The 25,890-nt window shown below is 38.0% G+C and carries 24 protein-coding genes; 9 read left to right on the forward strand and 15 right to left on the reverse strand.

Annotation, left to right across the window (positions count from 1 at the left end; genetic code table 11):
• Positions 1-24: 24 nt before the first annotated feature.
• Both tgt and M899_RS09840 read right to left on the reverse strand, forming a co-directional pair.
• Positions 25-1,167, reverse strand: a complete 1,143-nt coding sequence (gene tgt, locus M899_RS09835) for a tRNA guanosine(34) transglycosylase Tgt (protein WP_021271283.1) — start codon at positions 1,165-1,167, stop codon at positions 25-27.
• 96 nt (positions 1,168-1,263) lie between these two features.
• The gene (locus tag M899_RS09840) at positions 1,264-3,732 is read right to left on the reverse strand and encodes an FHA domain-containing protein (protein ID WP_021271314.1); all 2,469 of its coding nucleotides are present in this window, start codon (positions 3,730-3,732) and stop codon (positions 1,264-1,266) included.
• Positions 3,733-3,902: 170 nt separating this feature from the next.
• On the opposite strand from M899_RS09840, the gene M899_RS09845 reads away from it, so the two are divergent.
• The 3 genes from M899_RS09845 (at position 3,903) to M899_RS09855 (ending at position 7,041) form a co-directional block, all read left to right on the forward strand.
• The gene (locus M899_RS09845; protein WP_021271299.1) at positions 3,903-5,198 is read left to right on the forward strand and encodes a hypothetical protein; all 1,296 of its coding nucleotides are present in this window, start codon (positions 3,903-3,905) and stop codon (positions 5,196-5,198) included.
• Between the two features lie 123 nt (positions 5,199-5,321).
• Positions 5,322-6,641 (forward strand): DEAD/DEAH box helicase, encoded by a 1,320-nt coding sequence (locus tag M899_RS09850; RefSeq protein WP_021271258.1) that lies wholly within the window; start codon positions 5,322-5,324, stop codon positions 6,639-6,641.
• Between the two features lie 19 nt (positions 6,642-6,660).
• Complete coding sequence (locus M899_RS09855) at positions 6,661-7,041, forward strand: hypothetical protein (RefSeq protein ID WP_021271331.1); 381 nt, start codon at positions 6,661-6,663, stop codon at positions 7,039-7,041.
• A 3-nt stretch (positions 7,042-7,044) separates the two neighbouring features.
• On the opposite strand, the gene M899_RS09860 is transcribed toward M899_RS09855, so the two are convergent.
• Positions 7,045-7,467, reverse strand: coding sequence for a hypothetical protein (locus tag M899_RS09860; RefSeq protein WP_021271288.1), 423 nt, complete (start codon positions 7,465-7,467; stop codon positions 7,045-7,047).
• Positions 7,468-7,657: 190 nt separating this feature from the next.
• On the opposite strand from M899_RS09860, the gene M899_RS09865 reads away from it, so the two are divergent.
• From M899_RS09865 to M899_RS09880, 4 genes are all read left to right on the forward strand, one after another.
• On the forward strand, positions 7,658-8,089 hold the full coding sequence (locus M899_RS09865; protein ID WP_021271272.1) for a hypothetical protein: 432 nt from the start codon (positions 7,658-7,660) through the stop codon (positions 8,087-8,089).
• 134 nt (positions 8,090-8,223) lie between these two features.
• The gene (locus M899_RS09870; RefSeq protein ID WP_021271315.1) at positions 8,224-8,865 is read left to right on the forward strand and encodes a hypothetical protein; all 642 of its coding nucleotides are present in this window, start codon (positions 8,224-8,226) and stop codon (positions 8,863-8,865) included.
• 11 nt (positions 8,866-8,876) lie between these two features.
• Positions 8,877-9,146: a hypothetical protein gene (locus M899_RS09875; protein WP_021271351.1), complete on the forward strand. Its 270-nt coding sequence runs from the start codon at positions 8,877-8,879 to the stop codon at positions 9,144-9,146.
• Between the two features lie 138 nt (positions 9,147-9,284).
• Positions 9,285-10,490: a hypothetical protein gene (locus M899_RS09880; RefSeq protein WP_021271250.1), complete on the forward strand. Its 1,206-nt coding sequence runs from the start codon at positions 9,285-9,287 to the stop codon at positions 10,488-10,490.
• Here M899_RS09880 and M899_RS09885 read toward each other — a convergent pair.
• Positions 10,485-11,003 carry a hypothetical protein gene (locus M899_RS09885; protein ID WP_021271323.1) on the reverse strand — a complete coding sequence of 173 codons (519 nt, stop codon included), beginning with the start codon at positions 11,001-11,003 and terminating at the stop codon, positions 10,485-10,487. The genes M899_RS09880 and M899_RS09885 overlap by 6 nt on opposite strands.
• Positions 11,004-11,019: 16 nt before the next feature.
• Between M899_RS09885 and M899_RS09890 the strand changes: the two genes are divergently transcribed.
• Positions 11,020-12,948, forward strand: a complete 1,929-nt coding sequence (locus M899_RS09890) for a hypothetical protein (protein ID WP_155897176.1) — start codon at positions 11,020-11,022, stop codon at positions 12,946-12,948.
• A gap of 17 nt (positions 12,949-12,965) precedes the next feature.
• Here the strand turns inward: M899_RS09890 and M899_RS09895 are convergent, their stop codons facing one another.
• From M899_RS09895 to M899_RS09915, 5 genes are all read right to left on the reverse strand, one after another.
• Entirely contained in the window at positions 12,966-13,400 is a 435-nt protein-coding gene (locus M899_RS09895; protein ID WP_021271261.1) for a TraR/DksA family transcriptional regulator, read from the reverse strand.
• Positions 13,401-13,580: 180 nt separating this feature from the next.
• On the reverse strand, positions 13,581-13,961 hold the full coding sequence (locus M899_RS09900; RefSeq protein ID WP_021271303.1) for a hypothetical protein: 381 nt from the start codon (positions 13,959-13,961) through the stop codon (positions 13,581-13,583).
• 15 nt (positions 13,962-13,976) lie between these two features.
• Positions 13,977-14,507: a hypothetical protein gene (locus M899_RS09905; protein WP_021271253.1), complete on the reverse strand. Its 531-nt coding sequence runs from the start codon at positions 14,505-14,507 to the stop codon at positions 13,977-13,979.
• Positions 14,508-14,523: 16 nt separating this feature from the next.
• Positions 14,524-14,988, reverse strand: coding sequence for a DUF2452 domain-containing protein (locus tag M899_RS09910; protein WP_021271300.1), 465 nt, complete (start codon positions 14,986-14,988; stop codon positions 14,524-14,526).
• An 8-nt stretch (positions 14,989-14,996) separates the two neighbouring features.
• Positions 14,997-16,781 carry an ABC transporter ATP-binding protein gene (locus M899_RS09915; RefSeq protein WP_021271266.1) on the reverse strand — a complete coding sequence of 595 codons (1,785 nt, stop codon included), beginning with the start codon at positions 16,779-16,781 and terminating at the stop codon, positions 14,997-14,999.
• Positions 16,782-16,887: 106 nt separating this feature from the next.
• Here M899_RS09915 and M899_RS09920 point away from each other — a divergent pair, with 106 nt between their 5' ends.
• A complete protein-coding gene (locus M899_RS09920) occupies positions 16,888-17,592 on the forward strand; it encodes a 7-carboxy-7-deazaguanine synthase QueE (protein ID WP_021271279.1) in 705 nt (234 codons plus the stop codon).
• Here the strand turns inward: M899_RS09920 and M899_RS09925 are convergent.
• The 6 genes from M899_RS09925 to M899_RS09950 form a co-directional block, all read right to left on the reverse strand.
• On the reverse strand, positions 17,589-17,954 hold the full coding sequence (locus tag M899_RS09925) for a hypothetical protein (RefSeq protein WP_021271337.1): 366 nt from the start codon (positions 17,952-17,954) through the stop codon (positions 17,589-17,591). The genes M899_RS09920 and M899_RS09925 overlap by 4 nt on opposite strands.
• A 107-nt stretch (positions 17,955-18,061) precedes the next feature.
• On the reverse strand, positions 18,062-19,162 hold the full coding sequence (locus M899_RS09930; RefSeq protein ID WP_155897177.1) for a DUF2786 domain-containing protein: 1,101 nt from the start codon (positions 19,160-19,162) through the stop codon (positions 18,062-18,064).
• 75 nt (positions 19,163-19,237) lie between these two features.
• Positions 19,238-23,098: a zinc-dependent metalloprotease gene (locus M899_RS09935; protein WP_021271248.1), complete on the reverse strand. Its 3,861-nt coding sequence runs from the start codon at positions 23,096-23,098 to the stop codon at positions 19,238-19,240.
• Positions 23,099-23,119: 21 nt separating this feature from the next.
• Positions 23,120-24,283: a hypothetical protein gene (locus M899_RS09940; protein ID WP_021271326.1), complete on the reverse strand. Its 1,164-nt coding sequence runs from the start codon at positions 24,281-24,283 to the stop codon at positions 23,120-23,122.
• Between the two features lie 218 nt (positions 24,284-24,501).
• The gene (locus M899_RS09945) at positions 24,502-24,993 is read right to left on the reverse strand and encodes a hypothetical protein (RefSeq protein ID WP_021271289.1); all 492 of its coding nucleotides are present in this window, start codon (positions 24,991-24,993) and stop codon (positions 24,502-24,504) included.
• 129 nt (positions 24,994-25,122) lie between these two features.
• A complete protein-coding gene (locus tag M899_RS09950) occupies positions 25,123-25,884 on the reverse strand; it encodes a succinate dehydrogenase/fumarate reductase iron-sulfur subunit (RefSeq protein ID WP_081653796.1) in 762 nt (253 codons plus the stop codon).
• Positions 25,885-25,890 lie beyond the last annotated feature (6 nt).

Below are 25,890 nucleotides of genomic sequence, written 5' to 3' on the forward strand. Positions count from 1 at the left end.
AGCATTGCTGGTCTTTTTTATTTTTTATTCTCTGTCGTCTTTTTTGTAATTGGCCAAGAACTCTTCTTTAAATTCTTTGTAACGATCTTGTAGGATCGCTTCACGAGCACGCTCAGCTAGGCCTTTATAGAAGGCAATATTGTGAGTTGTCGTAAGAGTTGCACCAAGAATCTCATTGGAATCAAAAAGGTGCTTCACATAACTTCTTGTGAAGTTTTGGCAAGTATAACAAGTACAGTTAGGTTCAACTGGAAAAAAGTCACGTCGATAATTTCTGTGACGAATTCTGATCTTACCTCTGTTTGTAAATAGAGTTCCACCACGAGCGAATTTTGTAGGGATGATACAATCACTCATATCAATTCCGTGTTCCCAAATCATTAGAAGGTCTTCGGGATTACCTACACCCATAACGTAGCGTGGTTTATCAACTGGCATAAGTGGAGCAGTGAACTTAACAATCTTCTCCATCAACTCTGGGCCCTCTCCAACTGATACACCACCAATGGCGTATCCAGGAAGGTCTCTTTTTACAAGTTCATCAACACATTCTTTTCTGTATTCATCATAAGTAGAGCCTTGAATGATTCCAAAAAGGGCCTGCTTAGGATTTTTCCAAGCAGCAATACAGCGATCCAACCAACGGTGAGTTCTGTCGATTGAGTTCTTTGTATATTCTTTTGTTGCAGGATAAGGAATACACTCATCAAAGGCCATCATGATATCTGAACCTAGATTTTGTTGAATATCGATTGAAGTCTCAGGAGAGAGCATGATCTTCTTTCCGTCCTGATCTTTAAATTCGGCCCCTTCTTCTTTCAAACTCTTTTTTTGAAGTGAGAATACTTGGAATCCACCTGAGTCTGTTAGAATTGGTCTTGGCCATGCCATCCATTTATGAAGTCCACCGGCCTTTTTAATCAGGTCTGAACCTGGAGAAAGATGAAGGTGGTATGTATTAGATAGAATAATTTTTGTATCCATATCTTCTAGCACTTGTGGCTGAAGAGCTTTCATTGCTCCGTGAGTACCAACAGGCATGAAAACTGGAGTTGGAATATCTCCGTGTGGTGTTCTGATGATTCCCGCTCTGGCACCAGTGTGCTTATCAACGTGAACCACTTCAAATGTAAAATGTTCTTTAACTTGATCTTGGATTCTAGTCATTTGTTTCTCTTATAATTTCAATTGATTAGGATTGGGGCACCATAGCATGGACTGACCCCAGGGGCCAGACAAATGTCTGGAGTGGGGTCAAAATTGCTAGTTTTTCATTGAGGCGAGATCATTAAATTCTGGGAATGCTTGCCAATTACCTGTATTTGGTAGTCCTTGGAGGAGGTTGAGCATTTCTCCTAAATGACCTTTAATGATTTTCTCCTTTCTTTGTGCGTCCTCAGAAAGTGAGAGTTCAGAGAGTTTTTCTTTGTAGAATGTGACAAATTTTTGCAAATCACTGGCCGTCGGTAGGGCCCCATTAAATTTATAGTGGTGAAGGATATTGGCCAATTCAAAGGCCAAAAGTTTGGTATCAGAGAGCTTTAGTTTTTGAGGAAACTCTGCTTCCGGAAAGACTTTGGCCACAAGTTCAGTGAGTTGTTCTTGCGAGCGTGAGTAGTCTCCTTCAAAAACAATGAATTTAAGATCGTGAATGATAACTAAACTATAGAGTGAATCATCTGGGTGGAAAAATGAGAAAATATTAAAATTTTTCGCTTTAATAATTTCAAGTTGTGCATTTTCTTTAATACCAACAGCTGATTTAAAATTTTCTTTAAACTCATAGAGCTTTTTAAGCTCAGGCCCCTGTGAGATAAGGACAGCGGGTAGTGTTTCTGGTGTGATGTTAAATGATCTAATAAGAATTTCTTCCAGTTCTTTATCTGAACCTTGAATGGCCGTCTCATTTTCCAATGAATCATTGAGAGTAGGATTACATAATGAGAAAAAGAAGTTTCCTTGCTCAAATGTTTTGAGTATTTCAAGGGCATTGATTTCTTTTTCTTTTCTAATTCCGGCCCTTAACAATGAATTTTTCTTATAAAAATCTAGGCCAATAGGTGTTTGTTTTGAACGTCCAATACGTGGAAAGATTTCATATTCATCTAACTCGGCCAAAACCTGAAGTCCAAGAAAGGGAAGAGTGTAAACCTTAGCAATATCACCAGTCATTGAAATTGTTTTTTCAGGGTTTTTCTTGGCATTGATTCCATCATGTTGAATAAAAGGAATTTCTAACGGCAAGAGGATGATAAGCGTTACTGGAATGATCCCAATAAATTTAAGGGGCTTGAAAGAAAATTGAAGAGCATTTCCTGTTAGCATCTCTTTCAATGTTTTCTTTTTTATTAGTGCAGGGATGTCAAAAATTATAAATGGAAAAGTGATCATTCCAATTAGTACGCGTATAATCCCTTTGATTCTTTTGGCCACAGGTTTTCCTGTAGAACTAATTCCAAAGATTGCTTGAGGAATTGTCACTCCAAAAATAAGAGTAGAGATGAGTTCAATAGCAAAGTAGAGAATAAAAAATTGAATCGTACTCTCTCTTAAAATTGCCTTATTCACTACGCTTGCCATTTGAGCAGGCAAAAGATCGTTCATTGGAATTAAGGCAAGTGCTTCTCCAAGGATTGTCTTTAATGATGTTATTGTTTGTGCATCAACAGTGAATCCAAGTTCATTGATTAATAAATGAACCAAACTAAAACCGGCCAAAATAGAAAAGAGGCGAGGAAAAGTACCAACAATATCAATATCGATTTGTGGTCTTTTATCTTTTGGTATCGTTTTACCTTTAGCACTCTTGGCCGAGATTTTTGGAACGGCCTTACTTGTCTTTTTTAGAGAAGACTTGTCGACCGTACCTTTTCCTTTTAGCTTGAGCTTTTTATTCTTACTCGTTTCTTCTTTTGGAGATTCACTTTTCTTTTTCTTTTTTTCTTCTTTTTTAGCTTTAGAAATAATTCTAGTGATGGAATCAAAAAAAGAACTTGATTGAGAGACGCTACCATCATCTTCGGCCTCATCTCTTTTTGCATGTTCGATCACAAGGCTCTTTGTCGCAGTTTTTTCTCGAACTTTTCTCTCTGGAGACGTCTTTGAACGTGTCGTTTTAATGGCCCTAGGTGATGTCGCTTCATTTTGAACTTTAGGTTCATTTTCGTCTTCGTTATCTAAATTCTCGTCTTCAATATTAAAACTAGATTCTGTAACATCTTTTTCTGTAATTGAGGGTTGTGCGACATTTGTTTTCATATCGACATTAAAAGAAATACTATCTTCAATTTTTTCTGCACTACCTTCATTTGAATCAATTGATTTTAAAAGATCTGCAATACTTCCATGCTTTCCAGTTTCGGGATCAACTTCACCACTAGGAGAAAAGAGATTTCTTACCAGCGTACTATCGGGAAGTTCTTCTTCTTCATGAACGCGCACGATGAGATCGATATCTCCAATTTCTACTTTGTCTCCAATATCCAAAATATAATTCTTACTGTGTTCTAAAGGTTTACCGTCGAGGATAGTAGGGCGATCTCCTCCAGTATTTTGGAGGGCCAGAACACCATCTTTCACAGTGAAGATACAGTGAACAGGGGCAAGATCATAATCTGGGATATGAATTTTACAGCGAGGATCACTACCCATGGCCACTTTGCCATTGACGTCAAAGCGCTTAGGAGGTTGATCGGGAAATCTAATATCTAAAACAAATTGTGCATTACTCATGAGAGGAAAAAACCTTGGCCAAATTTATTATCTACTATAGATCAATTTTCTAAATTTTTAGCATAAAAATCAAGTAATCTGGCCAAGTTAAACTATTTTTCCCCGTAGTATTTATTGTTAACCATCGCAATAATAAACAAAAGTTTCAAAAATCTATAAGGGAGAGATTCATGGTAACGTGGAAGAATCTTGCGCTGACGGGATTAATTGGTCTAACGACACTTAATGCTGGCGCATATGACATTGTAAAAAGAGCTAAGCTTATTGATGACCGTTTCAAAACTCAAGAAATGTTAAGACCATTTGGTCACGATTTCATCATCGACATCAATGCGGCGATGACAACTGATGTTATGGATCTAAAAGATGATGCCGATAAAATTGGTGATATTGACTCTGGTAACGTCGATAATGATATTGAGCAAGTGAATCAAATTCTTGAAAAATATTATAATAAAGAACAAGTTCTTAGAGCGAAATTCGATTTTGGAATTCCTCTTTTTTCTTTCACGGCCTTTGATGTAAATTTCAAACCAAATTTCCGTTTTGGTGGTGGTGTTACTGCTGTACTAACACCAAAAAAGGTTCAAACTTCACTAACAACTATTATCGCAAATCTTGATCAGATTCCATCTCAGATTAGAGATAGTCTACTTGATTGTATTCAAGCACCATACAACACAGGTGCTCCAACAGACGGACAAGACTTACTTGTTTATTGTGTGTCTGAAGGATCTATTACTCAAGCGCAAGCTAATCAAATCAAAGATACTTACAACGTAGATAAGATTCCTTATTCAACGACTCTTGCTACTACAACTAAAGACACACCTGAGATTGATATTTACGCAAAAGTTGAAGCGAAAGCTGGTTTTTGGCTAGATTATACAAAAGGTGAGCACTTTTTTGGAACGTTTGGCCTTTATGGTCTAGGTCGTCTAGATATTAAAAAGTCTGCTGATGCACTTCTACTTTTAGGGGGCGGTGGTAACTTAGACGTTGCTGAGAATACACTTATTAATGCTGCAATTGATTATAGATTTGGATACAGAAACTCAAATTACCAAGCGTTTTTCGCTGTAGAAGAAATGAAAATTGCTGAAGTTTCTTCTGAAGACGATGGAAAGCCTGCTTTTGGTACAGATCCTCTTATTAGACTTCATGGACAAGCTGATTACCGTTTAAGTATTTTCAAACTGAGCCCATTTGCTGGTTTCCACGCAAGAAGTGGTTACGGAGTTGGTGATGGCCTTTATGTTGGTGCTGATTGGGGTATGTTTGTTTGGGGAGACAGAATTGGTCTAAACTTCAGAACTCAGGCCGATAAGGAGCATTTGACTCTAGGTGCCAGATCTAAACTATGGCTAATCCATCTTGATCTTGAAGGTAAGTTTGCTCTTACTGACAAGGTTGATGATATCGAAGTTTCAAACTATTACTCAGCAAACTTCAGATTTTTCTTCTAAGATAAATTTATTGATATCGGAAAAGGCCTCACATTGTGGGGCCTTTTTTTCGTACGGCCTTGACATTGCACAACATTTTTTGCTAGAAGTGCTAGAATTTTCAAAAACTTAAATGGGTACTATATGAAATCTTTCATGGATATTTTGCACGTAGATGAACTTTATAACTTCCTTGTGGAGCACGGTTTTGAAAAACCAACAGAAGTTCAAGAAAAAGTGATCCCACTTTTTTGTGAAGGTAAGTCAGTTACTGTGCTTGCACAAACAGGAACGGGGAAAACTCTTTCATACGCTCTACCACTAGTGCAAAGATTAAAACTTACAGAAAAAGACGTGCCAAGCAAAAGAGGTTGTCCTCGCGCCATCGTGCTTGTGCCAACAAAAGAGCTTGTGACTCAAGTTCATGAGATTTTCAAACAAATCTCTCACCACGCAAAACTAAGAGTGAGAACTCTAGTGGGAATGGATAAGTCTAAAAAAGCAACAAGTCTTAAGGAACAATTCGTTGACGTTATTATTGGTGGTCCCGGTAAAGTGGCCAAGGCCCTTAAAAGCGGCGAGATCAATGCGAGTCAGTGTCACTTTCTTGTTCTTGATGAGGCCGATCAATTATTAGAAATGGGTTTCAATAAAGATATCGAGAGTATTTATTCTCACTTTGAGTGGTCTGATACTCAAGTGGCGCTAGTGAGTGCGACAAGACCAAACGACTTTGAAGAATTTGTTTCTAAAACTTTTAAGAAAGTTGATTTCCTAGATGTATCTTTACAAGGTGCCGCTGGAATTAAGAAGACGATTAACAACTTCAATATCTATTTGAACTATAAAGAAAAAGAGGCCATGACAACGACCTTCCTTACTAAGGAGGCCAAGGGCAGTGGGATTATCTTTTTAAATAAGAAAGAAGAGGCTCAAGTCATCTATAAGAAACTTGTAGATGAGCTTCCAAAACTAACTTTTCACCTTCTGCATGGTGAGATGACGGCAAAAGAAAGAGAGGACTCACTTTCTAAATTTAGAAAGGTTGGGGGCGTTCTTGTTGCTACTGATATCGTCGCTCGCGGTGTTGATATTAAAGACCTTAATTGGGTACTAAACTACGATCTTCCTTTTGAGGCCGTGTACTATGTGCACAGAGCTGGTCGTGTCGGTAGAAGTGGGCGCATGGGTCACGTTTACAACTTTGTAACTTCAAAAGACTTTGAACTTATCAAAAGAATTAACGATGCCATTCGTGGACAGTCGTCACTTCCTTTATCTCCAATTAAAGAAGTAAAACAAAACCAGACAGCAAAAGGCCAAAAAGACGCGAAGAAAAAAGTTGTTAAGAAGGCCACTGCTACAGCTGCTGGCAAGAAGAAGACAATGAAGAAAAAAGACAACCGCTTTGAAGACAAAAAAGTCTCAAGGGTTAAAAAGTCTCCTCGCTACAAAAGAAAATAATTATGCTAAAATAAAAGGGATGAAGACTTTATTTTTTATCCCTTTTATTCTCTTACTCTCTCTATCTTGCTCCAAAGAAGAACCCCGCTATACACCCTTAGAACTCTACGATGTGGCCATAAAGTGCGACAAGAGTATCGAACAGCTTCGTCTCAACGATCTCAATAGACCTCTTTGCAAAAACTACCCTGAGGGCTGTGTGCAAGAGTACGTCTTTCGCTACAAGATCCGCTTAGTCGAGATGGCCGTTATCATGTATCAAACTCCAGAACTTGCCAAAAAGGCCGCCAAAGAATTGAATCAATACTACGTTCGCAACTGGGTCTTTGATGAAATCAAAGGGGAGCCTGTTCTTGAAGATTATGTGACGAAATGTTTTGGGGCGGTTAACCCTCAATAAGACTTAACCTTGATTACTTCGAACAATTTTCGAACGAAGAAAAATATCATTAAAGACATCTATACGTGACAACCACTCATCAAAAAGCTCATCAAAATCTGGCCGGTCTTTTCTTACTTGTGCAATGGTTTCTTTAAACAGAGTGACCCATCTTCCCACTTCTCCAACGCGAATATGCAAATACTCATGGGCCATAATGAGATTAAAAGGTTTCTCTAGGGGAGTGTCTGGTTTTCCTAGAAGTTGCATTTCCCAGAACTGATTAATACGTGGCAGATGGTGAGAAAAGGCCGCCATGGGTGGGGCAAGGACATTGTCACCTGTGAACTCTTGGATCTTTCTAAAGTGATGGCCTATGAGAAAATCGGCCGTGGCCTTCTCATAAAACTTGTAAACTGTTAATTTTATTAATTCTTTCTCATTCATAAATTAGTTTCGCATCTTAACATTAATGGACAAAATTTATTTTTGTCCACAGATTTTGTGAACGATGGGACTTTGTCCTAGAAAATTAGTTTGTTTTTTGCCTTTTCTTTTCACTTTGATTTGCGCCCTCTATAACCTGAGACATCAAAAACACTTTATTAAACAACCACCTTTTAATAGGAGAATTCAAATGAAAAAAATGATCGCTACTCTTGCTTCACTAGTTTCTGTTGCTTCTTTTGCTTACGGATACTCTTACACTGAAACTTCATCACCAACAGTTATTTTCCCACAAGGTGTTATCACTTATATGGAAAACGTATGTCTTAACGACGCTGGTGATCTTCAAACTAAGTTTGCTATTCAACTTTACAGAACAGTTTACGGTAAAGAAAGAAATACTAAAATCCCAACTGTTAAGAAAGTTCTTACAACTTCAGTTGATTACTCTATGAATGAGTGTGTTAAGTACAACAAAAATGGTTGTGTTAAAACTGTAGAAGTTAACAAGTCTTACCCACTAACTTTCAAACTTGAGACTTACAAAGTTACTCAAAAGAAAAATGGTGATGTTAAGAAACTTATCAAGTCTGAACTAGTAGACGTTCCAGCTTGTAAGTAATCAAAATTACTTTTAAAAAGAGAAGGGATCCTCAAGGGTCCCTTTTTTTTTGTTTATATTAATCCCGACTATTAAGCTTTGAAATCTATATCCGATAAATAAAGTACAGATAATTTTTGTCGGAGATTAGACCAGTGAAAAAGCTCTACATTGCCCTTGTGCTTTTTTCACTAAATACACTTGCTCTCGAAGTAACTTCTGTTGCTGGTGGTGCATGCTGGATTAGTGAAGAATCCCAATTAATTAAAATAGCTTCATTTAATGATCAAAAATCATTCATTATAGATGGCGGTGATCTTTCTCGTTTTCAAGAAAATTTAGACCGAAGTGGTGTTCAACTCATTCACGATGAAAGCAACTCTTATTATGTTCATTGTGGTAGCTTTGGCGCCCAATTTGTGGCCAATATTAAAACTCAAAATGGTCGCGCTTGTGTGTGGTCGCGATTTGCTGAAGGAAAATTTTCAAAATTCGAAGTTGGAGAGTTGCAAGAAGTGGAACTTGGAATTTGTGATGGCTATAGAGAAGGGCAATTACTAATTGGCCTTACTCCTGATGAGGCCCTAAGGGCCGAGGCCATTGATCAAATGCGAGAATATTTAGCTGGTAAAGGAGAGCTTATTAAAGTGAATGATAAACTCTACCAAGTTAAGTTCGAAGACACATCTGCATTTCAAGAAGCATTCTCTAAAAAAGAGGGTGTAAAGTATATTGAACGAATTATGATCAACCATCCTGTTGGAGTTTTTCACCAACTGGAATCTTTAAATAAGTAGAGGGGTATTGCATGAAAAAGCTCGTGCTATGTTTAGTTCTCTTGTCATCAGTTTCATTTGCAGATGACCACGACGAAAAAGATGGAAAGAAAAGTTTTGCAGAGAAAAAGGCCATGGCCTTATCGAAAATTGACGCTCGCATGGGCAAGCTTGGAGAGTTGAAGTCTTGTATTCAAAGTGCTGCTGATATGGAGGCCACGAAAGTTTGCCGCCAAAAGCATAAGGCCAGTATGGATGAGATGATGCCGAAAAGGCGTGGCAAAAAGAATAAAGATAAGTAGTAGATAATACTATGTAATTATAGGGCCGTGACTTAAGTTCACGGCCTTTTTTTGGCCATTTTTTGTGGGCCGATATAAGAGTTTTGGCATCGCCTTTGCTTTATTATCCCTAGGAGAGATGAAAACTAGGGATTTTGTATGAAAAACTGTTCTAAGTTTATACAGGTGTTTATTTTATCGGCCCTTGCCTTTGCAACGGGGTGCAAGAGCGTTCGAACGATTAAAAATGAACTTCTGCAAGATAGAGCTTTTTTATGTTCAGTTTTAAATCTTGATTCAAATGTTGTTCACTCTAAAAAAATCTCAGATAAGGAATTCTCATTTGAGCTCATTAAGCCCATCAAAATCGAAGGACATGATTTAAAAATTGCAGGCATCATTAATTACGAAAATTACACGGTAAGTCTCACAAGACCTTCAATAAATGTTTTTAATACCGCCAATTTCTCAAAACTTGAGCATCAATATTGTTACCGTATGTATCCCTATGCCGATGATGATCTTCTTAAAGAAGATTTTGGCTTTCCGGCCTTCGAACTTCCAAGTAAAGAGGTGATACTTGTTAATTCCGAGGATAAGAATTTACTAAAGGCCATGGATTGGGATGAACTTCTTTTATTGAATGAAAATGCAAAAGCTTTGTGGGATGAAAGTGTCTCTCACAAAGGAGCGGCCCAAACAAGAGCGATGTATTTTAAAAATAAACTTGATGGGGTAGATGATTTGAAAGAACAAATCAAAATCTTTATTTCATCAACTGATTTTAATAACACTCATGGAAATCTTCTCATTAAAAACATACACCCACTTTTTGTGCAAATTCTCTTAGAAATGCTCGGAGAAAATTTTATTACAATTGATTTGATACAGATTCAAGAGCTGGCAGAGAGAATGGAATCTATTCAAGTTGAGGGCTATCGTGCCATTGATCTCATTTATATGAATGGCCTTTATAATGACAAAAAAACAGCTAAAGGTTTGATGAATGCACCTGAATTTTATTATAAGAAAGCTGTATTGGTTTTAAATATCATAAATATCTTGCAAGGCCTTTCTGAGAATGAATGTGGACAATGGGGGCTAAGACCAGAACTTACGAGAATATACCTGCAGTCTACATTTAATAGTAGAGCACATGTTGGTCCGCTAAAGATGAAACTATTTAATTTTGATAATTTGCTAGTAGATAAAAATGCCAAGGCCTGTGGAGATCTTCGCAATATTCAATTTGTTGAACGGACAGATCTGAAGGCCTATGGGGATCTCTTTTCAACTCAATATCTTATTTTAAACCCCGAAACAGTAAAAGTTATTCGTAAGATCTTTAAGGTTTCGCAATTATAAAACCTCGGGACAGAAGTTTACTTCTTTTAGTTCATCAAATTGTTTTTGCTCTGTTTTAAGTAAGTTTTTTGGAAAGAGCATTTTTAAAATAATGGTCTTCGTCTTGGAACATTCACGCATTCTCGTAATTTCAATAAAATCATTATTTTGAAAATTAAACTCGGCCTCAATAAGTATTTCTCTATGTTGATCTATCTCGTCGGCCTTGACTGCTTTATTGCTTTTTGCACCAACTTCTTCAATCCATTTAATTTTCTCTTTAATGAACTCATCTTTAAATGTCGATACGTCTTGTGTGGGATACAAAACTTTTGCGAAATAAAGTGATGTGATCGGTCTTGGATTTTTTTCTTTAGGATTAAAAAAGACAAGAGAGCCTTTATTATCACTTTGCTTTGCAAGCCAAGATTTTTCTATAGGTAAATTAATAACATCACTTCCTAAAGTGAACTTTTCCGCAAGAGCGGGTTGAAATTGTATGATAAAAGAAAGTGCAATTAGAATTTTTTTCATTTTAATTTTCTCCACATTGATGATCTTACCACCTGAGATAAGTGCAAATCCACAGGCAAGTGTTATCACATATGATGTTAAAAGCACTGGGGACTTAGAGAATGTCCTTTATCAAAACTCGAGCTTTTATCAATGCTCGGTTCAAAAGTATTGTCAAAATGATGAGCAAAAGAGAATTGCGATCTTTTTAAAAGAGAAAAAATCAGGTCAAAAAGAAAGGCTAATTCCTACTTTTTTAGAATGTCATAATAAAGGACAGGGGATCGTTACTTTACCAGAAGGACTTGTTTCAAAACTTAATGAAAAGAGCGATGAGGCCGATTTGTGTGCCCCAATGAAAGAGGCCATGGCGCTGACCATGCCAAATAAAGACCAGGCCCCCTTTGTGGCCGATGCCATGAATGTTCTTTCAAAGTATGATGGGAAATGCCCTAAAAATGATAATAGTTGTTTCGATCAAATCATTGATTTAGTGGTTGAAGATTTAAAAAGTGCCGTGAACTTGCTCCCTTTTACCAGTAAAAAGGCAACCAACAAAATGGGGTGTATGGAAAATATGATTACAAATGTCGTGCATTCTTTGAAATCAACCATACTACTTTTTGTAAGAGATATCCCCAAGGCCGCTGCTCGCGCGGGTAGAAATCTTTGGAATTATTTTTTTAATGATGAAAAAGAAACATCGCGGGCCATGCTTTTAAGCTCTGTCATGCCTGAGAATATGGCAACGGCCCTGAGTGAATTGGATTTTTCAACTTTTTATGATCTTCTTAGAAAGAATTTTTTCAATTTTCTTGGAAATATTAGAACTTTTTATTCTGAACTTTTGGGTTGTATGGAATGGAGTGGTGCTGCGTATGAATCTGAGTGCTTGAAAAAGACTGATTGGTCGTGCCCAAGTTGCGGCACAGTAATGAATTTTACATGCGGCCTAGTGGGTCAGCTTGGAACAGGTTATTTGTTGGGTGGAATGCTTGGGAGCGCCAAGAGCTTACTGACAATGAATCAATTTAGAAAGGCCATCTCAAAAGATCCGAGAGCGTTTAAGTTTAATTTTTTTGAAAAAGAGCAATTAGAACTTAAAAAATTTGTCGGAGATACACTTAAAGAAAGTAAGCAAACTTATCGCATGGGCTCTCATCAATTTGCAATGAAGGCGCGCCCAGTTTCAAACTTCTTAACTGCGGTTGGTGACGAATTAAAGCTTCTCTCAGGGATGGGAAGTTCTTTCTTGGGACTTGTGCAAAAAAACCCTTTAACTCTTCCTTATCATTATTTTTATCAAAGAGGTAAGCAAGGGGTTTTCAAAAAACTAAATGATTCAAAGCTTGAAAAAGGTTTTAGTACAGGATCGGGCAGTAGCGTGAAGCTTGCCCGTCTCTATGCGGCCCCTTTACAAAATATAGATGATGCTCTCACAAATAATCTATCTTCATTTAAAAAAATTACGGGAAAGAAATTTCATCAAGGAATTTATGATGATTTGATGAAAAGACATTTTGATTCGGTATCAAAAGAGCTTAGTAAGGTTGGAGTTAAAGTCGAAAAGCTTCCAGATAATAAAGGCCTAAAACTATCAAAGGGTGGGGAGAATTATAATTATACGCCAAAATTTGACGATAAATTAAAGCTTGCTGATGGTCTCGATAATGATTCTCTTAAAAATTTATTAGTCATGGATGATGCGACTCTTGGAGGTATTAATGCGCTTAATTCCAAGGCGAGCCCTAACTTTTTAAAGGATATGCATACAAAGAGCAAACCAGCTAGAAATTTATATGCCATTAAGGCCGATTCTCTTGATGGATTTGTTTATTTAGGACATTTTGTTTCGCAGATTGATGATGTTCCAAAGACAAAGAGTTGCGTTCAGTACTTAACTGATTACGAACACTATATTACAGAAGAGATTACAGATGATAAAAAAGAACGAGCGACCCCATAGAGACCGCTCGTTCTTTTTTAGCGCTTACCAATTTCTTGAAGTGTTTTACCAAGCGACTTAGACTTTTTAAGGAAAAAGTTGCTTTTCTCCATTTGCTCAGACTCTTCTTTACATGAAATACAGAGCTCTGCTGTAGGTCGTGCCATTAGTCTTTCAAATGATATTTCGGCATCACATTCTTCGCAAAGGCCATACGTCCCTTTGTCGAGCTTGATAAGTGATTTATTGATTTTCTTTAAGTAGAAGTTTTCTCTGTTCTTGAAACGAATTTCATGGGCCGTTTGCACGTTGATACTCGCTTCATCCACTGGGTCAGAGAGTTCGTTTTTGTCCAGTTGATAAGTTTCCTTAACTGAGTTCATGTTGTTAAGGATTCTTTCCTTGTCACCTAGAAGCTTGTCCTTGAGTGTTGTTACCTGTTGTTCACTCAGATACTCATTTTCTCTAGTCATGAGCCTACTCCTGTCGTTGTTGTCGTGTGTGTGTAAGTTAAATTTATTCTCGATTATTCAATGCTAGTTCGTCCTAAACTATTTTTTTTGCATTAATCTAATCTAATTGATCGAATAAATGTTTTTAATAAAATACTGAATTTCACAGGTGTTAGTAAAAGGTATTAATCTTACAAAGATTTACATTTCATGTGATTTCAAGGGGCTTGGCAAAGGTGAGGGAAAGTGTGCTTCGCAGTATGGACAGAAAATCCAAAACTGTACATCTAGCGCTGTGTTGCATTTTTCGCAATGAATCCAATACTCTAAATCTTCAAAAACTTCTTCACCAGCAGCAAAGATATCTTTTCTCATAGCGCGAATTGTAGTGGGGTGTGCAATATAGCCGCCAGGAATTAGGGGGTCGTGTTTAAATTTGCCAAGGCCAACGTCCTTATTGGGACGAATTTTTACGTGATGAACTTCTTGGGCGTGATTATGAAAATGTTTTTGATCAACAGCATTTGTGGCCTGTTGCAGTTTTTGATAAAGATTTTCAGGGTTAAAATTTTTATTTTTCATCTTTAAAAACAATCCTTAAAAGTTCCATCTCTTTTCTAGCATCTCAATAATTTGCTTAGAAGCTTTCTTGTGCTTATTGAAGACGGCCAGCATATTGGGCTTAACTTCTTTCATTGTGGCCTTAAAATATATCCCCTGTGAACCCATTGCTTCCACTGTTCTAAGAGTCCATTCTAAAACTTCTGCATCTTCATGCCTTAGACCACGTTCTAGTATGTTTAAAAAGTCCATGGTCAATCTATTACCACGCATGGCCTTGTATTCAATGATATGTCTTTGCATACATCCAAGTAGGAGTACAAGAGTTTGGGCATCTTGAAATTTTTCAAAAGCACATAGAAACGCTTGATCTAAATCGGCAATAAAGGTTTGAGTATTATCTAGAATGCACAAAAGGGGGTAGAGCTCATCTTTGTTTTGATTATTGGCCGCACTTAGGAATTTTTCTCTCAGTTCATCACATTCTGAAGGGGAGAGTTTAACCAGAGGTCTTTTACCGGCCTTTAATTTTTCGATAATGTCATTGTAAATTTCTTGAGTTGTCATGAAGAAATTTTAACAACTAATCTTCAATTTCCCAAGTGTGGTCGTGTAAAAGTTTAACTTTTCCTACAAATTCTTTATAAGGCCCTTTGGGTCCCCATTCTTCGGGAGAAATCATTGACATGAAGGCCTTGCCCTCTTCTTTGCGATAAACGTAGTAGCAATGCCCAATGAGAGGCTCAAACGGTATATCGGCCTCATAGATAATCTCAGAGATATGAATGCGCTTTTTTAACTTATTAGCTTGGTCAATTAAAGGCTTCATCTGATTGATCAATTGTTCAAGCTCTCTATTTGTTTGCTCTTTCATGGCCGCCATGGCGCGACCTTTGATCTTTCCCTTGTCTTCTGGAGTGATAGTGACTCCACCTGAGTGGTGGGGATAGGGGATGAGACCAGGAATTTCGGTTGTGCGAGTTTTAAGTACATCGAGATCAATATGATCGATTTCTATTTCTCTTCCTGTTTTTTTCTTCTCATCCATATTTTCACCTAATTTAAAACTATAGGGTCGCCTTTTACATTCCATAAGTCGTAGTAGGCCCCTTTTCTTTCCATAAGATCACTGTGCGCACCAGATTCGATAATGATACCCTCTTTTAAAACGAAGATACGATCGGCGCCAAGTACAGTCGATAGTCTGTGGGCAATCATTATCGTTGTACGATTTTTAGTAATATCGGCCAGTGAACGTGCAATGGCCGCTTCGGTTTCATTATCAATGGCACTAGTGGCCTCATCAAAAATAAATATCGGCGCATCTTTTAATATTGCTCTTGCTAAGCTTATTCTCTGACGCTGACCACCTGAGAGCTTTTGTCCGCGCTCGCCCACCAGAGTGTCGTATCCTTTTGGCAAAGACACGATAAAATCGTGGATATAAGCATGCTTTGCGGCCTCGATCATCTCTTCTTCACTGGCACTTGGTTTACCGTAAAGAATATTTTCTCTTACTGTACCGTGAAAAAGATATGTGTCTTGACCAACATAGCTAAAGAGGTTTCTAAGAGAGCCAAGCTCCAGTGTCTTAATCTCCTCTCCACCTATAGTTATACTGCCTTTTTCTGGGTCGTAAAAGCGCAGTAGAAGTTTTGTCAAAGTACTTTTTCCTGAACCTGTTGCACCAACAAACGCCACTGTTTCTTTAGGATTGATTGTGAGGTCAAGGTTTTTGATGATTCTTGGACCTTCATTGTATGAAAAGCTCAGATCCTTTAATTCAATGATTGTTTCATCACTTCTTAGTGAAATGGATTTTTTTCCACTAACGACTCTAAGTGGCGTATCAATAAGCGAAAAAATCCTTCTAGTCGATGCCATTGATCTTTGAAATAGGTCGAATGTTTCGGCAAGACTTGTTAATGGCCACAAAAGTCTTTGAGTCATAAAGATAAGAACAGAATATGAACCAACTTCAAGAGTTCCTTTTTCAACAAGCCATCCTCCAAGTAATGTTGTGGCAATGAATCCGCAAAGGACAACCATACGAATAAGTGGAGAGTAGCTTGAAGACACTGTGATCGCTTTTGCATTTGCAACTGCATAGTTGTGACTTTGATCTCTTAGTCTTTCTATTTCAAATTTTTCGGCCACGTAACTTTTTACTGTCGCGATTCCCGATAAGTTATTTGTAAGAATACTTGAAAGGATTCCAACTTCTTTTCTTACGTCGCCATAAAGTGGTTCAATTTTCTTTTGAAAATAAAATGATCCCCACAAAATGAGTGGAATAGGAAGGAATGAAAATGTTGCTACCAGAGGTGAAATTGAAAAGAAAATTGCGCCAATAACAATAACTGTTGTCATAACTTGCAAAAGTGAATTTGCACCATTATTTAAAAAACGCTCTAGTTGATTGACGTCATCATTAATAATTGAAATTAAATTTCCCGTACTTTTATCTTCGAAGTATGCAAGCTCCAAGTTTTGCACATGAGAGAAGGCCTCCATGCGCAATAAGTGTTGAACTTTTTGTGCAAGATTTCTCCATCTGACTTTGAGTAGAAATTCAAAAAACGATTCCAAAACCCAAATGACAAGAGTGAGAATACTCACAAGCCAAAGTTGTTCCATAACCGTTTGGACAGGGAAATATTTCGTGAGGATTGAACTCTCTTTTTTGACGACAATATCGACCGAAAGACCGATGAGCAAAGGGGGAGCAAGATCGAAGATTTTATTTAAAATCGAGTAGGCCGTGGCCATGACGATGTCTTTGCGCTCACTTTTGAGGTGGACCCAAAGGCGCCCCAACCCGACTTTCTTTATATTTTGCACAGTTACACCTATAAAGTATTGATTATTCTGTTATCACCCTGTAAAAAGGACCACTTCTATGTATCACACAATTTTAAAATGTGTTATACATGGGTCGCTAATACTTATGAAAGATTATCTAATAAACTCTATTTATCGGGCCACAGAAGGAGAGGGAATCCACCTTGGAACACCTCAGGTATTCGTGCGCTTTCAAGGTTGTGCCATTGGCTGTATCAACTGTGATTCAGTGGATACATGGGACTTTGAAGGAAGTCGTTTTTCTCTCGATGAAATTCTCTTAGAAGTTTATAACGAATCATTTCAGGGTAAGATTAAACGTGTTTCAATCACAGGGGGAGATCCGCTTCATCCTAAGCACGTTCCTTATGTAATCGAGCTTTCAAAAAAATTGAAAGAGGCCGGATACTTCATCAATATTGAAGCTGCGGGAACGCGTATTGTTCCTGACATTTTTCAGATGGTGGATTTTATCAGCTTTGACTACAAAACTCCTTCAACAGGTGTTAGAACTAATCCTGAGCTTATCGCAAAACTTTGCAATGAGTATGAAGGGAAGTTTCAAATAAAGTCTGTTATTGAATCAAGAGCTGATTTTGATAGTACTCTTGAAGCGTATAATAAAGTTATTTCTCTTACGAATAAAATGAACTTCTCTTGGTGTATGACACCATCATATAATCTTTTAGAAAACTTTCCTGCCGAAAGATTCATTGACGTGATTGCATGGAATGAACAAATTGGTGGGATGTTTAGAGTTATAGGCCAACAACACAAATGGATATTTGGCCCTGATAAAAAACAGTGTTAAGCGGCCTCGGTCAATCTTGCTTTAGCATCGATCATTTCTAGACCATATTTTTCAAGCGTATTGTAATCAATAAGAGAGTAGCCCATAGTATCGGCCTCCATCTTTTCAGTCGCACCATATCGTGAACAGACAACGACAAGACGTGATCCTTTAGGAATTTTCTTAAGTGCGATTTTTACAATACCTTTAGTCTTAGCATATTGTGGGGCACAGTAGATCATATATTTCTTTTCGCTTTTTCGAGCGCTGAAGTGCCAAAGAGTCGTTCTGTTTTTTGAGAGATTCACATCGTATTGATAGGTTTTAAAGACAAGGCTGCACGAGTCGATAAAGTCTTTGATCGTCAGTTTTTTCTTTTGCATGCCGTCTCCCGATTTTCTATGAAAGAATATTAACATTTTATTATCGGAACAATTCTCGGTGCAATTTAAAAAAAGATTTACTCGTTATTTGGGCCAACTAACTAAAATTACTTAAGCCAAGATAAAAGGCCAGTGCCAGATTTTTGTTTTTTATCGATTCCTTGACGAAAACTTAGGTCACGACCCATATTTTTGCCAATTTTACGGCCCTCACTGCCTTTTGAAGAGCCTTTGGAGCTAGTGTAGCGTAGTGAGGAATAAACCACTTCTGATTTCTTTTCGAGGTCTTTTTTGAGTAAAACGAGGGCCTTTGAATCAATCTGTGTTTTTTGTTCACGCATCTTTTCTTTATACCCTTGGGCCATCCCTTCAAAGAAAGAATTTTTATTGGCAAGGCCTTTTAGGCCTTCGTTTTCTTTTTGGGCCATTTTCCAAAGATGCTCTAATTCTAAGTCTAAATAATTCGCGATATAGTCTGCGATTTCCACATTGACGCGATCGCCGAGAATTTCTAGATAAAAATGACCTCTACCATGATTGAAAACTGGCTGCACATGAAATGTTGTGAGGATTTCATAGATGGCCTGATGTTTAGATGTTTTACGAGATCCTTCTAATACTCTTTTAACAACAACATCTTCTTCTTCATTTTGAGAATTGATATGCTCAAGATTATGCTTCAAAAGCAATTGGTTGGCCTTTATTGTTGCAAGTTCGGCCTCATGCTTATTTTCTGAACTTGCAAGATTTAAGAGTTTTTTAATTCTCTCAATAATTTTCTCACTCTTAAGATCACCCTCAATTTTATCATTCTCATTTTCGACGTTCATATAGGCGCGATAGACAGACTCATCCCAACCGAAATTGCGACAAATCTCTCTAAACTCTACACCGTGATCATCAACTGTTCGTCCGTGGGTAAGAAAGCAAAAGAGGTGGGCCAGCTCGTGGCGAATAATATCTTTTAAGACTTTATCTTTGGCCGTGTACATGAGTTTTTTATTAAGGCCAATTTGATAAATATGAGAATTGAAATGTCCCAAGAAAGTCGGGTGTTCGAAAATGACAAAGCTCAGGGGAATAGAGAAATTTTTCCACTTAAATCTATTTCGTCCAAAAGAAATCCCCATTTCCTTGGCCATGATAAGGCGAGCGAAATTGAGACATCGATTCCTAAAGGCCAATGTGGTTTGATTATAGATAAGCATGAATGGGACAATACCACTTCGATCAGAATGCGTTAACAAAAAAAAGGGCCTGATTTCTCAGGCCCTCATTGGACATTATTTATTGGGATGATTTTTGTGTTGTGGCAATTTATCTAATTGAGAAGCGTAGTGGTTTACTAGTTCATCAGTGATAAGGCCTTGCACATACATCTGAAGAAGTTCAAGTGGCACGCTGTAAAGGGCAACAACTTCTTTTGAGGCATCTGCCGGTGGTGTGTTTGCTAGAGTTTCTTTAATAACTAGAATTTCTTGCATTCTCGCAGCACCAGTTTGGTATACAGCAAATAGTTTAGCTCCTAGCTCTTGACCAAATGTTCCCACAAACGCTTGAAGAGTTAGTGGAGCATTGTTTTGAGCGTAGTTGATTAAACTTTCTTGCCATTGAACATCAAGTTCAAAGTAAGCCACTTCTTCTGCTGATAGTTCAGCTGGAGCTTGTGGGTTTGATCTCGCTTCAATTACGGCCGAAACAACCATTGCACCAGCTGAATCAAGAAGATCTTTTGTGTTGATCGTCGAGATCATTGTGTAAGCTAGAGCGTTGTTTGTTCTTGCAGCGTAAATCATATCATCAGCATCAAAGTACACATAGTTCTTGCTTAGAAGATCAGTATCAGAAATTGAAGAGATTCTTGTCTTCGTCACAAAGTTTACTGTGTTGTATGCACTATCAGCATAGTCTTGACCGTAGTCTGTTCCAATTCTCGCAATTTGTTTTAATTGCGTAGTTAATAGATCTGAACGACCTTGAGCTGGTAGGCCAAGGAAATCAGTTACCCATGATAGAGCAGATTCCACTGGTTCAACTTTATAGTCACTTCCAATTACATAGGGAACCTGGAACTTACGTCCATCTTTCATTGTGAATGGTTGTGGCTCTGTAAGTGGTTGTCCAAGCACTAAGTGAGCAAGAACGTCCTGAGTTTTAGCTAAAATATTAGCATTATCAACTAGGGCCATGTTTTCTTCGTCAGTGCTGCCGTTTTTCCAAGTTCTTTGGTAAAGGTATTTCATCGCCATAACTTTATCCATCCAGATACCGCGAGTTGCTCTATCTGATGAATATTTGAAGTTAGGGTCATTGTCTTTGAAACCATTTAGAAATTTACCAACTTCACCAACAACAACTTTTCCTTCTTCAGCAAGTTTTGCTTCTACTGCTGGATCGAAACATGATGTTGTCACGTGAGAGATGTCGTATTTAACTTCGTCGTAAATTTCAGCAAGCTTCTTAAATTCAACAATCACAGTTGGCTCCTGAGCTGTTGTTACAGCACAGATATGATCTGGTGTTTTAAGAACATCAATGAAGAAGTTTCCAACGATATCTACGGCTTCTTTTCTTTCGTTAATCATCTTACATACTGGGTATTTCGCAGTATCTTCTGGTGAACAACCTTGTGACATAAGATCAGCACCAAAGATTGTTTGGAAGAATTCATACTCTTCAACGATGTCACGGATAGAAGCGAATTCCCAGTATCTTGCGATAAGGTATCCACCTAGATCGTAACTAGAGTAGTCAAGACGTCCATCTCTAAAGTTTCTGTACTTATAAAGATCGTAGTATCTTTTAATCTTGTGGTTAGCAACTTCTGGAAGAGTTGTCCCTTCGTCAAATCTATTACAGATTGAAGATAAACCAGCATTTTCATCTGTACAGAAAGCATAGGCCTTTCTGTCTTTGGCATTAAGAATCTTGTCAGTGTCATTGATTTGATTAACAAGGTTCTTAATATCAGCAGTAGATGAAGTTACATCGTTTTGTAGAAGTTCAAGTTTTGCTGTTAATTCATCTTTTTTGGCCTGAGCAGCTTTTTTAGCGTCTTCAAGGGCCTTTTTAAATTCTGAAACAGAACCTTTGATTTTTAATACAACACCAGTATCAGTTTCAACTTCTTGCGCATAAGCAAAACGAAGTGCAGCTAGGTCGTACTTTCCAAGGGCCATTAGTTCGTTAAAGTTACTGAAAGCATAATCCATGATCGATGAGTATGCTGGTGCAGCATCAAGACCAAGAGCTCTCGCTTCTTCATCACTATAGAAATTGTCTTTATCCCATGAACCCATGAAGTTGTGGCGTAGACCTAGGTTGTGTCCAAGCTCATGGATAAGAGTTGATGTATAAGAGTTCACTAGAATGATATTTTGACCTTGGGCCTTTTGCTCATCATTTAGTTCCGACCATCTCTTTAGAGTTCCATCTGCATTTAAAACGCCAGGGATATTCATAAGGTCAGGGTAAATAACTTTCACTGTACCTGCGATTGGGAACGCTTCTTCTGCAAAGGCGTTGTTTTCTGCCCAACGAGCGATACGAGCTTCTTCCTTAAGAGCATGTTTTTCAAATTCACTTAAGTTTTCACCTTTGATCTTAAGAACTTGCTCAAGTTTCATATCTCTTTTTTGGTGAATTCTTTTTTCAATTTTCTTTTCAACACTGTTTAGGCTCACTCTTTCAAGAGCGTGAGTTTTTTCAGTATGTACATGACCTGGTTTCTTGTCGTGAGCTCTTTCCATTAGATTTACAATTTTCTTAATCTTTTGAGATTGAGCATCGTCGCCAGCTGTTGCAGCAGGATCAAAACCTGAAGTTACAGCAGTCATTGTTGCAAGTGTATTTGGAAGATTTGTGTAGGCCGCTGGGTTAACAGTAATAACTCCTGCTAGCGTTTCTTCTTGTGCTTTTTCTTTTTTCTTATCAATTGTTAAATCAACAGCAGCTTCCCAAACATGGCGAGACATTGTTTTTAGAACACCACCGTACATATTTACGTGACCTTGAACAATTTCTCCCGTTTGTGGGTTAGAAACAGTCGGTCCATAACCAAGAAGACCGTTCGCTAGAGGATCGTCAATAAGAACGATCATATTGTTTCTAAGATCTCCTGGATTTTTTCCTTTTCCTTCTGCTTCAACTAGTTTGATTTTGAAAGGAATATTCACATCTTTCATACTGTTGTTCATTACTTCAATGGCCTTGAAAGTAGCATCTTTAAGAAGCTTATTTTCAGGTTTGTTGTATGAAGCACTTAGGTGGTAAACAAGTTCATTATTTTCACGAACTGGATTCCAACGATTAAGTAGAACTTTTCTGATTTTTCTTTCAGGATCAAAGTCATCTTTTAAAACAAGTTCTTCGTTTTTAAAGAAACCAAAATCATCATGGTCAGGAATAGGGTAGTGAATTGGCTCATATTTCTTACTCGCTACTTGGTCTAGACGAACAAGAGAGTAGAAAAATCTAACTTTGAATGAGTTGTATGAGAATTTATCGTTAACATAGTTAGACCAGATACATCCCCATGAGCTTGAAAGCTTATATGTCTTCTCTAGTTCTACGTTAATTACACCTGGAGATACTTCATAATCTACAAGCTTAGTTCCAGCGTGTTGTACACAGCTATCTGCTTCAACTGTAGAGACATCAAGCATATTAATCTCACGAACTTGTAGACCTTCAAAGTTCGGTGTGAACTTATCTTTTTGGAACCACTCAAGTTCATTATTCTCTTCTTCAGCGTTTGTACATTTTCCGTAGTTGTCTTCACGACATCTATAAGATGCATATGACCCTGGAATTGTAAGTACAGGAGTGTCGTTCAAATCATTTTCTGCGAAACGACGATCTTTTTCTATTTCTAGAACTTCTAGACCTTCCTCTGACCACTCTAGACGAACGATTTTTTCGTCACCTTGGTAGAATGGGTCAGCTTGAGTTACTTCTCTTGGTGTTCCAAGAGTCATTGGAACATAAAGGTACTTAACTGGTTGCCCATTTTCCTCAGTGATAAATTCATTTTTACTTGCTTCTTTTACTTCCTTGTACACTTCATCGTACGGAGTATCTTTAGCACAACCAACCATAATGATCGGTGCTAAAGCAAGTACTGTGAGAGTCTTTAAATTTTTCATTCCCTTTCTCCTGCTCTAATCCTACAGCGTGTAGATCAAGCTTGTATAAACACTAGATTTGCTTTTATCAAATAATGAGACATCAAATTGTCTTCCCGTATACCCATAAGTTTTCCCACCAAGTTCGTGTCCAACACTGATGGCGAAATTCTTGTCAAATGACCAATCAAAACTTTGCCCAAGAGCAAACGAGTCGGAACCGCGCTCATTTTCATAGTCCCATTTCGTTGTATTGCTAAAGTAGGCAGTAAGCCCACCCTTAGCGAATGGAGCATATGTCAGGGCCACAAGGTTAGTTATGTAATAGTTTGTGTTAGCACCGTTTGATGCAGTTCTTTTAAATTCGTGGAAGTTCTTAGCAAAAGCAGTACTGAGGCTTAAGCTTACATATTTAAGTCCAACTTTTCTAAGATCGATATTTGCGCTCAGTTTTCCAAGAGCGCGACCGTTGTAAGATGTATTTCTTCTTTGGTCGGCATTTACTGGAAAGTAGTAACCACCACTTGCAGCTGTCGAGATTGTAGTTCCAAAATCTTTAAGGGGTGCAGATACGCCTAGGTAGGCACTTGAAAATGATTGATCTCTTTCGCCTTTGAAGTTCTTATCAACAGAACCATTGGCCTTAAGTGAAATCTTATCTGTTAGTTTATAGCTAACTGCTAGTTGAGCAGATGACGTAACATAACTATCGTATGAATCTGTTTCAAGTACACTTGTTGAAGTTGTTAAACTTAAGCTTGCACCAAATTTTTTACCAAGATTCATTGTTGAAGAATCAAGATCTGTTGTAATGGAGTTGGCCGCTATTTCGCTTGTTGCTGCCGCTTGAGTTGATACTGTATCGACAACAGTGGCAGGTTTTGTTTCGGGTGTATTTTTAGTAACGGGCCTTGTTGCCTTAGTTACCTTAGTTGCCTTAACTACTTTTGCAGATTTTTTAGCTTTAGTTACGTTTTCTTTTTTTACTGGAACTACAGGGGCCTCAATGATGAGCTTTGGCGCTTCGACTTCAACGACTGCAGGTGCCGTCTGTTGAGTAGCGCTCTGTGGTTCAACATTATTGTCACTTACAGCAGCTTGCTCTGTCTCGATGACTTCTTTTACCTTCGCCACTTCTTTGTCGCTTACGAACATACAAGAAGACGTTACGATGGCCAAACTTGCGATAATGAATTTATTCCCCATAATTTTCCCCCGAAAATTTGTGGCATCTTAGAATAAAGAGGTAAGGGGGTCATTAAAGACTTTTAATATGATGAACTTTTAGCCCCAAATGTAAGAAAAAGTAAGAAGATGATGGCTAAATAGGGAGAAATAGTGACAAAGGTGGTGTGTTTTTGTCAAGAATTGGCGGTAAGTTTATATGCATAGGGCCAGATTGCACTGGCCCTATTCTGTAAAATTTATTGTTTTCTTTCAAATAGGGCCCTAACAACTGGACCTTCGCAGTATTCATTTTCTTCGCCGTCAATGATGTTGATGGCAAGGTAGCGGTGACCTCTTGGTGTAGCATCATAGCCTGGATTTTTAAGCTCTTCATCAAGCCATGTTTTTGTGGCCTCGCATAGTTCTGGCAGATTAACTTCTGTGTGTGCGAGCTCTAGCTTTTGTGTCGCTCTATTTCGCACATAAAGATTAGTCTGTTCACATGTAACTTCGTGCGCACCTTTGTAGCTAAGTTCAAGCATGAAGTTATTAAGTGGTTTATCTGCAGATAGCTTTTTGAATTTTACTTCTTTTTGAGTGTAAATTTCAGGTGCTGGTACAGGTAGGTCTTCGAAGCTTCCGCAGTCATAGCCTACACCTTGTGCCCAATAGGCCGTGTTGAATTCAGTGCTGTGGGAAGAGCTAGCAAAAGCAAGAGTCGTTAGAACAGTAATTAAATAGTATTTCATATAATCTCCTTAACTTGATTCGTTAGGGAGAATTTATATTGAAAAGTTTGATAGGTCAAACAAAAATATTAAAAATAAAACAAATCAAAAAATCCAAAAAAAAGGCCCCAAAAAGGGGCCTTCTATGGATTAAGCTTTTGGTTCAGCTTTACTTTTTACAGCAGCAGATAGGTAATCTCTGTTCATACGAGCGATGTTTGAAATAGAAATCCCTTTCGGACAAGAGGCCTCACATTCAGCTTCGTTAGTACAGTTACCAAATCCAAGTTCATCCATTTTCGCAACCATGTTTTGAACACGTTGATCAGCTTCTACTTGACCTTGTGGTAGTAGAGCAAGTTGAGAAACTTTTGCAGATACGAAAAGCATTGCAGAAGCATTTTTACAACTAGCTACACAAGCACCACAACCAATACAAGCAGCTGCATCCATTGCAAGTTCAGCATCTGATTGAGGAATAAGGATAGAGTTTGCATCAGGAGCGTTACCAGTGTTTACATTAGTGAAACCACCAGCAGCAATGATTTCATCAAAAGCGCCACGATCAACCATCAGGTCTTTCAGAACAGGAAATGCTCTCGCTCTAAAAGGCTCGATGACAACAGTATCGCCATCATTGAACTTTCTCATGTGAAGCTGACATGTTGTCGTTTCTCTTTCTGGACCGTGAGCTTGACCATTGATCATTAGTGAACACATACCGCAAATACCTTCGCGACAGTCGTGGTCAAAAGAAACTGGGTCAATACCTTCAGCGATTAGTTTTTCATTCAATTGATCAAGCATCTCTAGGAAAGATGAGTCTGGTGAAACACCTTCTAGTACGTAGTCTTGAATTTTTCCTGAGTCTTTAGAGTTTTGTTGTCTCCAAATTTTCAGGTTAAGTGTCATTAAGTT

Source organism: Bacteriovorax sp. BSW11_IV, from assembly GCF_000447755.1.
Taxonomy (GTDB): domain Bacteria; phylum Bdellovibrionota; class Bacteriovoracia; order Bacteriovoracales; family Bacteriovoracaceae; genus BSW11-IV.